We start from the raw sequence: 11,163 nt of genomic DNA, 5'->3' as shown, positions 1-11,163 counted from the left end.
TAGGTGCTTAAAATAGCATACCATCCAATATACAAGCTTCCTTTACCCGAGGGTCATAGATTTCCTATGTTAAAATATGACCTCTTACCGAAACAACTTCTCTTTGAAGGCACTTGTAGTCAAGAGAACTTTTTTGAACCTTTACTGCCAAATAAAAACCTAGTCCTTAAGGTACATTCCAAGGAATATTTTAATAATCTCATTGAACTGCATTTAACTAAAAAGGAGGTTAGAAAAATTGGATTCCCTTTAGATCACCTCCTTGTAGAAAGGGAACAAATTATTGCCGATGGCACGATTAAAGCCTGTGATTACGCCTTAGAGTACGGCATTGCTATGAATATTGCCGGGGGTACACATCATGCCTATTCAAACAGAGGAGAAGCTTTCTGCTTACTCAATGATCAGGCTATAGCTGCTCGTTATCTGCAGAACGAGAAGAAAGCAAAAAAAATACTTATCATAGACTTAGATGTTCATCAGGGAAATGGCACTGCCGAAATTTTCCAAAATGATTCTTCCGTATATACTTTTTCAATGCATGGCGCTAATAATTACCCTTTTAAAAAAGAGGTTTCAGACTTGGACATTGCACTAGAGAAGGGCACCTCAGATAAGGAATATTTAGACATTCTTGCCAAAGTACTACCCAATTTAATTAACAGCATAAAACCAGATTTTATTTTCTACTTATGCGGTGTAGATATTCTTAGTACAGATAAATTAGGCACATTGGCCGTGAGCCATGAAGGATGCAAAAAAAGAGATGAAATAGTTATCTCTACATGTGCCAAACACGGAATTCCGATACAATGTAGCATGGGAGGTGGTTACTCCCCCAGGATAAAAGATATCATTAATGCCCATGCCAACACCTTCCGGATAGCGCAGGAAGTGTTTTTTTAAATAAGCAATCGATAAGAAAGAGTTTTCCCATAACTACAGTTTTTGTATCTTCAAAAACGAATAATTTAGTATAAATGCGATATCTTTCAAAACAAAAAACGAAACTGTTTTTCTTCGGCTTTCCTCTATTAATGCTCGCTCTACTCTATTGGAATTGCTCTGAAAAAAAGAAAAAAGCCAGTAATTCAGAAGCCAAGGCCATTAAAACAGAAAAAATAAAAGTTGTATTCGATACCGATGCAAATAACGAACTAGACGACCAGCATGCATTGGCCTATTTATTATTAAATGGTAATACTTTTGATGTAGACGCCATAACCGTAAACGCCACCTATAATGGAGGAGATATTCAAGGCCATTATGACGAAGCTCTGAGGGTTCTTCAGCTATGTAACCTAGAAAACAAGATTCCCCTTTTAAAAGGTGCCAACGGAAGCTTTGATAGTATTTCTAAACCCTGGAATCCTGATGCCTATGATGGAAGTGAAGCGGTAGAATATTTAATCGAACAGACAAAAAAAGATTCTTTGGTTATTATTGCAGTTGGAAAACTAACCAATATAGCTCTTGCGCTAAAAAAAGATCCTTCTTTTGCTCTAAGAACCAAAATTGTATGGCTGGGCTCTAATTACCCCGAACCAGGTGAATACAATCAGGACAACGATACTATTGCAATGAATTATGTCCTTAATTCAGATATTCCCTTCGAAATGGTCACCGTACGATATGGAAAACCCTCAGGCACTGATGCCGTTAAAGTAACAAAGGAAGAAATTAACCATAAAATGCCCAGTTTAGGACCCAAGGCAAACAAGAAAGTTATCGGAAGACACGGGGGAGAATTTGAAAATTTTGGTGATTATTCTATAAGTCTTTTCGATTATATCGACTATCATGGAGACCCCCCTTCCAGAGCCTTATTTGATATGGTTGCGGTGGCAATATTAAAAAATGCATCCTGGGGTGAAAGAAAATCCATTCCGGCACCGATTTTAATTGACAATAATTGGAGAGATAGACCATCTAATACAAGAAAAATAACAGTCTGGGAAAGTTTCAACAAAAAAGAACTGCTTAAAGATTTTTATAATACACTTCAAAACCCCGTCCCAGTTGCTAATTGATTTTAAATATGAGTAAGATAATTGTAGTTGGGAGTTCCAATACAGATATGGTGGTTAAAACACCCCGTTTCCCACAACCTGGAGAAACAATTTTAGGGGGTGATTTTTTTATGTTTCCCGGTGGCAAAGGGGCTAACCAAGCTGTTGCGGCCTCACGTTTAAAAGGAAATGTCGACTTTGTTTGTTGTGTTGGAGACGATATTTTTGGAAAAAAAGCATTGGAGGGCTATCAGAAGGAAGGCCTGGATATAAGTGGAGCAAAACGCCTAAGCGGAGAAGCAACCGGTGTTGCTCTTATTACCGTTAACGGACAAGGAGAAAATGAAATAGTGGTTGCATCAGGGGCCAATTTAAAACTCTCTGTTGCGCAGCTGAAAGAGCATCTAAAATCTATTGAGCAAAAATCAATATTCCTCACCCAACTGGAAACCCCTCTGGAGGTAGTGGAATATTTAGTATCCTACTGTGGAGAGAACCAGCAAAAATTAGTAATTAATCCTGCTCCTGCCCAAGAACTCTCGCCAAAAATTTTCAATGGCCTATTCTTAATCACGCCAAATGAGACGGAAACCAAAATCCTAACAGGTATTGAAGTTACGGACGAAGAATCAGCGATAAGGGCTGGTAAAGTCTTTTTTGAAAAAGGAGTTGAAAATGTAATAATTACTATGGGGAAAAAGGGTGCTTTTTTTATGAATAAAGAAGAGCATTTTTTAACTCCCGGTATAGAAGTAAAGGCCGCAGATACAACAGCAGCTGGGGATGTTTTTAATGGAGCCCTCGTGGTATGCCTCTCTCAGGGTAAAAATTGGCCGGACAGTATCGCTTTTGCAAATAAGGCTGCTGCATTATCGGTAACTAAAATGGGAGCACAAGATTCGGCCCCTTATCTTAACGAAATTTCTTAATTGATACCTTATGTTTATAATTGATTCTTACTTTATTGCCGTAATTTTCTGTGTCATAACCATGATTACCTGGGGTTCTTGGGCAAATACACAAAAACTAACCGACAACAACTGGCGCTTTGAACTTTTTTATTGGGATTATGTTATAGGCATCGTCCTATTCGCTCTTTTCTTGGCTTTTACAGCAGGTAGTTTAGGTACCGACGGAAGGCCTTTTTTAGAAGATTTGGGACAGGCCAATACCGCAAACATTGGTTCTGCCTTATTGGGGGGTGTATTGTTTAATCTGGCTAATATTTTACTAGTTGCAGCTATTACTATCGCAGGGATGTCTGTTGCCTTCCCCGTTGGTATTGGTTTGGCGCTGGTAATAGGGGTAATAGTAAACTATTTAGATATTCCAGTAGGGAATGCCAGCATGTTGTTTATTGGTGTGGCACTAATTGTGGTCGCCATGTTACTGAATGCTACTGCGTACAGTAAATTATCGGCAAGTCAGAATAAAGTCCCCTCTAAAGGCCTAATTCTGGCCGTGGTGGCCGGTATTTTAATGGGATTCTTCTACAAGTATGTAGCTAATTCAATGTTCTCAGATTTCACAAAACCTATTGATGGCAAACTGAGTCCTTATACGGCAGTTGTGGTTTTTGCTTTTGGGATTTTACTTAGCAATTTTATTTTCAATACCATTTTAATGAAAAAACCTTTTGAAGGAGAAGCCGTTAAATTTCAGTCCTATTTTAAAGGTTCCAGCAAGAATCATTTAATGGGAATTATTGGTGGAGCAGTCTGGTGTGTTGGAATGTCTTTTAGCATTTTGGCATCAGATAAAGCTGGCCCGGCCATTTCATATGGCTTAGGTCAAGGTGCCACGGTAGTGGCTGCCTTATGGGGTATTTTTGTTTGGAAAGAGTTTAAGGGAGCCCCGAAAGAAGTACCAAAACTTTTGAATATTATGCTTCTGATATATATTGTTGGACTAGCTCTTATTGTCTTGGCAAGATAAATTTTATTAAGGAGCACTTATATAATTCAGCCATCCGAAGCTTTTAATTTCCCGGAATTCGTAACTTTGATAAAAAATAAGTCATGCTAACGAAAAACTTAGAAAAAGCGCTAAATAAACAAATACAAATCGAAGCAGAATCCTCTCAGGTCTATCTATCCATGGCCTCTTGGGCCGAGGTTAAGGGTCTAGAGGGAATTTCTCTCTTTATGTATAAACATTCCGATGAAGAAAGAATGCATATGCTTAAGTTGATTAAATATGTGAATGAAAGAGGAGGACAGGCCCAGATTTCTGCTTTACAAGCACCCAGTTCGGATTTTAAGTCTTTTCAGCAGATGTTCCAAGATTTATATGAACACGAAATCTTCGTTTCTAAGAGTATCAATGACTTAGTTCATGTCGCCTTAGAGGAGAGAGACTATGCTACCCATAACTTTCTTCAGTGGTATGTTGCAGAACAAATCGAAGAGGAGGCATTAGCTAGAACAATATTAGACAAGATTAATTTAATTGGAAACGACAAGGGTGGACTATACCTTTTTGACAGAGATGTTCAACAAATTACAGTAGAGAGTGCCGCCGCCAATAGTGCTGATTAATTATTTCTAAACCCCGGGTTACTTTAGAATCTAAAACCTTATTGCCCTACTTCCCCAACAGAAGTATTTCATTGCATTTTACTTCAGTTATATACCTTTTTTTCCCTTCTTTGCTTTCAAAAGATCTATGTATAAGTTTCCCGTCTAAGGCAATTTCTTTCCCTTTAACCAAATAATTTTCTGCAATCTCTGCAGTTTTTCCCCAAGCAACTATCTGATGCCATTGGGTTTCCGTTACTTTATCTCCTTCAGAATTTCTATAATTCTCATTGGTAGCTACAGAAAACTTTGCAAGCTTCCCCCCATTGTCTAGATTTACTATCTCAGGATCTTGGCCTAAATGACCAATTAGCTGTACTTTGTTTCTTAAGGTGTTCATAATATTGTATTTAAATGTTTAGAGTTGTTATCGGTAGAATCCGATAATGCAAACCTAATCTCCTAAACTGCAAATAAATAGATATCAAATAATGGAAGTCCAAAAAATGCTCCCAAAGCTTAGGGCTCCACTTTGCCTTTTCTAAATGCAATTATTATTATATTCGTTTGCGACATCAACAACGTACCAATGAAAAAAAAACTTGCTCTCCTTACCTTATGCTTTTGTTTTGTCCAGAATATAAGCTTAAGTCAGTCTTCAGATTCAGTGATAAATGGAATACTGGACGAAGCAATGGAAAAATCCGAACTCGAAGATTTAGCACATGAATTATTAGATGTAATTGGCCCCAGATTGGTAGGAACACCTCAAATGGAAAACGCGCACAAATGGGCCATTAACACCTTCAAGAGTTGGGATATTTCTGCAAAAAATGAGCAGTGGGGTACTTGGCGGGGCTGGGAAAGAGGCATCTGTCATATAGATCTAATAGAACCTCGGGTTGTTTCTTTAAAAGGCACCCAATTGGCGTGGAGTCCTAGTACTTCAGAAAAAGGAATTGAGGCCACTGCAGTTATTCTCCCTTTTTTAAAAGATTCTATGGCCTTTGCGCAATGGCTACCTTCGGTAAAAAACAAATTCGTTTTGGTTTCAAAAAAAGAATTAACCGGGAGACCTGATTATAACTGGGAGGAATTCGCCACGGACGAATCCTTTGACCAAATGAAAAAAGAAAGAAAAAAACAGGCTCAAAATTGGTCGAGCCTACTTAGAAATACCGGATATAACGCCAGTAGTATTAACCTGGCCTTACAAAACGCAGGTGCTGCAGGGATAATTCAATCTCGATGGTCCAAGGGGTTTGGTGCAAACAAAATTTTTAGTGCCAATACCACCCTCATCCCTATTATTGATCTTTCTTTGGAAGACTATGGCATGGTCTATAGGATTGCCGAAAATGGCGGAAGTCCTAAATTAAAAATAACTGCTATCTCGAAGGAATTAGGAAGAGTCCCAACTTTTAATACCATAGCCAGTATTCCAGGAAAAGAGCTTCCAAATGAGTACGTAGTACTGTCTGCCCATTTTGATTCATGGGATGGTGGTACCGGCGCCACAGACAATGGAACGGGCACCATTACGATGATGGAAGCGGCAAGAATTTTAAAAAAGGTTTACCCTAATCCCAAACGAACCATAATTATTGGCCTATGGGGTAGCGAAGAACAGGGATTAAATGGTTCTAGAGCCTTTGTTGAAGATAACCCAGCAATAGTTGACGGTATTCAGGCAGTTTTTAATCAGGATAACGGCACAGGTAGAGTGGTTAAAATATCCGGGCAGGGTTTTCTAAATTCTTATGATTACCTCAGCAGGTGGTTGTATGCCGTTCCCGACAAAATAACGGAGGAGATAAAAACTACCTATCCTGGATCTCCAGGAAGAGGAGGATCGGATTATGCCTCATTCGTTGCTAAAGGAGTACCGGCTTTTTCACTTAGCTCTCTTAGTTGGAGCTACGGAAGTTATACTTGGCATACAAACTTAGATACTTATGATAAGATTGTCTTTGATGAAATTAAAAACAATGTTATTCTCACAGCTATTTTGGCATATATGGCTAGTGAAGATCCTGAAAAAACTTCGAGAGTAAAAGCAAAGCTTTCAGTTAATCCCAGGACAGGTAAACCTAGAATATGGCCAAACTCTAAGTCCCCGGAAAGAGAGGGAGGAAAAACGACTAATTAATATACTTTTACAACCTAAGCAGAAACTAAAATGAGAGTCAATTTCTTTATTAGCCTATCCCTGAGTGCAACTTTAATACTAGTTAGCGCATGTAAATTCGAAACTTCCGTGCTTCCGGAAGTACCTCCCTATAGCCAAGGGATGTCACAGCCCCGACTAGATAAAATAGATAGTATGCTTAGTCAAACTATTGAAGACGAGCATTTGCCGGGTATTGTTGCTCTAATTGCCCGCAACGGTAAAATTGTCTTTCACAAGGCCTATGGCCAGGCTAATGCAGATTCTTCTAAATTAATGCAAAAGAACAGTATTTTTAGAATTGCCTCCCAAACCAAAGCCATTACTACCACAGCCCTTATGTTGTTATGGGAAGAAGGTAAGTTTAAACTAGACGACCCAATTCACAAATACATACCAGAATTTAAAGGCGCAACGATACTGGATACCTTCAATGACGAAGATTCTACCTATACATCCATCCCGAGTCCAAAAGAAATTACCATCAGACATTTACTCACACACTCTTCTGGTATAGGCTATGGTGTTATCGATAGGGACCTACGTTTTAAAAAAATGTATCAAAAAGCAGGGGTGACAGATTTGTTTACGACTAAAAATATCACAATTGAAGAAAGCGTAAAAAAACTGGCCAAACTACCTTTACACCAGGCCCCTGGGGAAGTGTTTTATTACAGTGAAGGTTTAGATGTTTTGGGGTATCTTATAGAAGTCTTGTCGGAAATGCCTTTGGACAAATTTTTTAAAGAGCGTGTATTTGATCCTTTAGAAATGGAAGACACCTTTTTCTATCTTCCGCCAACAAAGGAAGATCGGCTTGTAGAAGTACTTCACAAGGTAGATGATACCTGGGAAAAATATCCTGTTACGTTTTATGACCAGGATTATCCCATTTCCGGGGCTAGAAAGTTCTTTTCTGGAGGTGCCGGATTGTCTAGCACAGCCTTAGACTATGCTAAATTTTTGCAAATGTATTTAAATGACGGCATCCTCAATGGGAAAAGAATCTTGAGCAGAACCACTATTAAAACCATATTGGCCAATCAAATGGAAATGTGGAAACAAGGTGGCCCAAAACATTATAGTCTGGGGTTTAGTATAATCAATCAGAAAGGAGAAGATGAAGGTGGACAAGGAAGTTTAGGAACCTTTGAATGGGGCGGGTATTTTAATACACAATATTTTGCTGATCCGGAAGAAAAAGTAATTGGAATAATTATGAAGCAGACACAAGGGAAGGTTGAGGACGATTCGGCATGGAGATTTAGACAAATGTTATTTAGTGCAATAATTGATTAATACGTAATCCTAATGAAAATTATCAAATTAATACTGGCTTGTATATTATTATGCCAAACTACTACCTTCTCCCAAAAGAGAAAAGCTAAAAACTCTACCCCTCCGCAACAATTACAAGATACCAGCTTTCACAACTTTCAATGGAGAAATATAGGGCCTTTTAGAGGTGGAAGGAGCGTAGCATCTGCCGGAGTCGTGGATGCTCCAATGACATACTATATGGGAACCACAGGAGGTGGAATTTGGAAGACTGTGGATGACGGCATTAATTGGAAAAATGTGTCGGACGGATTTTTTAAAACAGGCACCGTTGGAGCCATCGGTGTCTCTGAAAGCAATCCCAATATTGTAGTTGTAGGAATGGGAGAACATGCCGCTAGAGGTGTTATGACTTCGATGGGAGATGGTGTATATAAATCTACCGATGCTGGTAAAACCTGGAAACATATTGGTCTGGATAAAACTCGGCATATTTCTGATGTAATAATACACCCAAACAATCCAGACCTAATATACATTGCAGCCCAGGGAGCCCAATATGGTGCAACTAAGGAACGTGGAATATACAGGTCTACAGACGGTGGTGCAAATTGGGAAAATGTCTTATTTATAAATAATACAACAGGGGCATCATCCCTATCATTAGACATGAACAATCCCCTAATCCTCTATGCTGCCATGTGGGATCACAAAAGATACCCCTGGAATATGGAGTCTGGTGGAAAAGGCTCGGGTTTATATAAATCCACTGACGGTGGAAGCAATTGGACTAAAATGGAAAAAGGCCTTCCTGAAGAGTTTGGTAAGGCAGGCGTATCCGTTTCCAGAGCAAATTCGGAGAGAGTTTTTGCAGTCATAGAAGCAGAAGACACTAAGGGAGGGGTTTATAGGTCTGATAATGCTGGAGAAACTTGGGTGCAAATTAATAAGGATAGAATAAATATCGCCCGCTCCTGGTATTATATGGAAATCTTTGCAGATCCTCAAAATGAAAATATAGTCTATGTACTAAACGCCCCTGTAACCAAGTCAATAGACGGAGGTAAGACGTTTAAGGCCCTGCCAACTCCACATGGGGACAATCACGACTTATGGATTAATCCCAAGGACAATCAAAAAATGATTAACTCGAATGATGGTGGAGCAAACATCTCTAATAACGGAGGAATTAGTTGGAGTAGTCAACAAAATCAGCCCACTTCTCAATTCTATCGTGTTATTACCGATAATTTGGTTCCCTATCATGTATATGGCGGACAGCAAGATAATTCGGCAATTGGTATTGCGAGCAGAACCAACGATGCGGGTATAGACTGGAAAGACTGGTATTCGGTGGCAGGTTGTGAAAGTGCTTATTTGGCATTTGATCCTGATAATCCCGAGATTATTTATGGAGGATGCTATCAGGGTATAATTGAAAAATGGTCGCGGAATTCTGCTGAGGGTAAAAGCATTAAAGAATATCCAGAAATTGCACTGGGGAATGCACCAAAAGACTTCAAATACAGGTATAATTGGAATGCACCTATAATAAGTTCCCCTCACGATAGAAACACTATTTACCATGCTGGAAATGTAGTTTTTAAAACTACAGATGGGGGAATAAATTGGACTGCCATTAGTCCAGACTTAACACGTAATGATAAAAGCAAACAAGGCCCTGGAGGGGGTCCTTATACGAATGAAGCTGCAGGGGGAGAAAATTACAATACCATCATGTATTTGGTAGAATCTCCACATGAAAAAGGAGTGTTATACGCAGGCAGTGATGATGGCCTAGTACATATCACAAAAGATGGAGGACTAGAATGGACTAACATTACACCACCTGAAATAAAAGAAGGTATTATTAACAGTATTGAAATTTCCCCTCATGATCCGGGCACCGCTTATATCACTTTAATGCGTTATAAGTTCCAAGACCTTAAACCTTATGTTTTTAAAACCAGTGATTATGGACAAAGCTGGACAAAAATAGTGGATGGTATTACGGATGAGCATACTTTTGTTAGAGTGGTGAGGGAAGATCCCATCAAAAAAGGTCTATTATATGCAGGTACAGAAACAGGCTTGTATTTATCTGTTAACGACGGAGGAATGTGGCAACCATTTCAATTAAATCTGCCAGTAGTCCCAATAAATGACATGGTGATTCAGGCAAATGATTTGGTTGTAGCAACCGCAGGTAGGTCATTTTGGATTTTGGATAATCTCGCACCGATCCAAAATAGCACCTCTTCACAAAACACCTTTATGCTTGTTAAACCTTCAGACAGCTACCTATTATTCGGAAGCAGTTCAGATAAACCAGTTCCTGGACTAGGTGAGAATCCCAAACAGGGCGTTCAGATAGATTATTTTCTTACATCCGACTCGGATAGCCTGGACTTAGAACTTCAAATCCTTAAAAATGGGAAACTAATACGTAGCATCACAAACAAAAAAGACCCTGAATTTAAATCATGGCCTGGCGGTCCTAAAAAACCCTCTATATTATCCTCCAAAATGGGTTACAACCGTTTTGTCTGGGACTTTAGAAAAAATAGCCTTCCAGCAGTGGACAAGGTTTTTGTATATGGAGATTATTCCGGTTCCAGGGTGGGACCAGGTACTTATACCGTTAAGATGATTTTGGACAGAGACGAGCAAGAAAAACAACTAACTATCTTGGCCAACCCAAAAGTACAAGCTTCACAACAAGACTACGATAATCAACAAGCCTTCTTAGAGACTATTGAATCTACTATAGCTTCTATTCATGAATCTGTTGCTCAAATGCGATCAGCTAAGACACAACTAGAATCTTATAAGGCCTTGTTGAAGAATAAAGAAAATACAGAATCTTTAATTCAAAAAGGAGACTCATTAATTACCCGTATTAATAGATGGGAGGAGAAATTAATCCAGCCAAAACAGAAGACTTTTCAGGATGTTATTAATTACAATAACCAACTTAATGCGGAACTCATGCATCTGAAAGGTTTTGTAGATTCTTCAGACCCTGTAGTTACTTCTGGTGCAAAAGAAAGAATGGATATACTATTGTCGCAATGGAAAGAATTTGAAAACAAAAAACTTCAGCTCATTAGCCGAGACATGAAAGAATACGAATCTCTCTATCGCAGCCTAGAAATTCCTGTAATAATAATGGAGCATAACTAAGGGATAGAAC

General features: G+C 38.9%; 9 protein-coding genes. 8 read left to right on the top strand and 1 reads right to left on the bottom strand.

The annotated features are described in order from the left end of the window. The first annotated feature begins 3 nt into the window (after positions 1 to 3). The 5 genes from PXG98_RS04805 (at position 4) to PXG98_RS04785 (ending at position 4,546) form a co-directional block, all read left to right on the top strand. Entirely contained in the window at positions 4 to 906 is a 903-nt protein-coding gene (locus PXG98_RS04805) for a histone deacetylase family protein (protein WP_276389287.1), read from the top strand. Positions 907 to 980: 74 nt separating this feature from the next. Further along, positions 981 to 2,030 carry a nucleoside hydrolase gene (locus PXG98_RS04800; RefSeq protein WP_276389286.1) on the top strand — a complete coding sequence of 350 codons (1,050 nt, stop codon included), beginning with the start codon at positions 981 to 983 and terminating at the stop codon, positions 2,028 to 2,030. Between the two features lie 8 nt (positions 2,031 to 2,038). Then, the gene (gene rbsK / locus PXG98_RS04795) at positions 2,039 to 2,938 is read left to right on the top strand and encodes a ribokinase (RefSeq protein ID WP_276389285.1); all 900 of its coding nucleotides are present in this window, start codon (positions 2,039 to 2,041) and stop codon (positions 2,936 to 2,938) included. Between the two features lie 10 nt (positions 2,939 to 2,948). After that, entirely contained in the window at positions 2,949 to 3,944 is a 996-nt protein-coding gene (locus PXG98_RS04790; RefSeq protein ID WP_276389284.1) for a GRP family sugar transporter, read from the top strand. A gap of 83 nt (positions 3,945 to 4,027) precedes the next feature. Then, on the top strand, positions 4,028 to 4,546 hold the full coding sequence (locus PXG98_RS04785; RefSeq protein ID WP_276389283.1) for a ferritin: 519 nt from the start codon (positions 4,028 to 4,030) through the stop codon (positions 4,544 to 4,546). A 46-nt stretch (positions 4,547 to 4,592) separates the two neighbouring features. On the opposite strand, the gene PXG98_RS04780 is transcribed toward PXG98_RS04785, so the two are convergent. Beyond that, a complete protein-coding gene (locus PXG98_RS04780; protein ID WP_276389282.1) occupies positions 4,593 to 4,925 on the bottom strand; it encodes a single-stranded DNA-binding protein in 333 nt (110 codons plus the stop codon). A 189-nt stretch (positions 4,926 to 5,114) separates the two neighbouring features. Here PXG98_RS04780 and PXG98_RS04775 point away from each other — a divergent pair, with 189 nt between their 5' ends. From PXG98_RS04775 to PXG98_RS04765, 3 genes are read left to right on the top strand one after another with little or no spacing between them, the layout of a single operon-like run. Continuing rightward, the gene (locus tag PXG98_RS04775) at positions 5,115 to 6,674 is read left to right on the top strand and encodes a M20/M25/M40 family metallo-hydrolase (protein WP_276389281.1); all 1,560 of its coding nucleotides are present in this window, start codon (positions 5,115 to 5,117) and stop codon (positions 6,672 to 6,674) included. A gap of 30 nt (positions 6,675 to 6,704) precedes the next feature. Next, on the top strand, positions 6,705 to 7,991 hold the full coding sequence (locus PXG98_RS04770; protein WP_276389280.1) for a serine hydrolase domain-containing protein: 1,287 nt from the start codon (positions 6,705 to 6,707) through the stop codon (positions 7,989 to 7,991). Positions 7,992 to 8,003: 12 nt separating this feature from the next. Continuing rightward, positions 8,004 to 11,153, top strand: a complete 3,150-nt coding sequence (locus PXG98_RS04765) for a VPS10 domain-containing protein (protein WP_276389279.1) — start codon at positions 8,004 to 8,006, stop codon at positions 11,151 to 11,153. Positions 11,154 to 11,163 lie beyond the last annotated feature (10 nt).

Source organism: Eudoraea chungangensis (assembly GCF_029360665.1).
Taxonomy (GTDB): domain Bacteria; phylum Bacteroidota; class Bacteroidia; order Flavobacteriales; family Flavobacteriaceae; genus Eudoraea; species Eudoraea chungangensis.
Note: the sequence above shows the minus strand (reverse complement) of the source record. Positions and strands in the feature narration are given on the sequence as shown.

Coding starts and splice junctions, on each gene's coding strand:
- PXG98_RS04800 (WP_276389286.1), top strand. CDS start 981: ATGCGATATCTTTCAAAACAAAAAACGAAACTGTTTTTCTTCGGCTTT.
- rbsK (WP_276389285.1), top strand. CDS start 2,039: ATGAGTAAGATAATTGTAGTTGGGAGTTCCAATACAGATATGGTGGTT.
- PXG98_RS04790 (WP_276389284.1), top strand. CDS start 2,949: ATGTTTATAATTGATTCTTACTTTATTGCCGTAATTTTCTGTGTCATA.
- PXG98_RS04785 (WP_276389283.1), top strand. CDS start 4,028: ATGCTAACGAAAAACTTAGAAAAAGCGCTAAATAAACAAATACAAATC.
- PXG98_RS04780 (WP_276389282.1), bottom strand. CDS start 4,925: ATGAACACCTTAAGAAACAAAGTACAGCTAATTGGTCATTTAGGCCAA.
- PXG98_RS04775 (WP_276389281.1), top strand. CDS start 5,115: ATGAAAAAAAAACTTGCTCTCCTTACCTTATGCTTTTGTTTTGTCCAG.
- PXG98_RS04770 (WP_276389280.1), top strand. CDS start 6,705: ATGAGAGTCAATTTCTTTATTAGCCTATCCCTGAGTGCAACTTTAATA.
- PXG98_RS04765 (WP_276389279.1), top strand. CDS start 8,004: ATGAAAATTATCAAATTAATACTGGCTTGTATATTATTATGCCAAACT.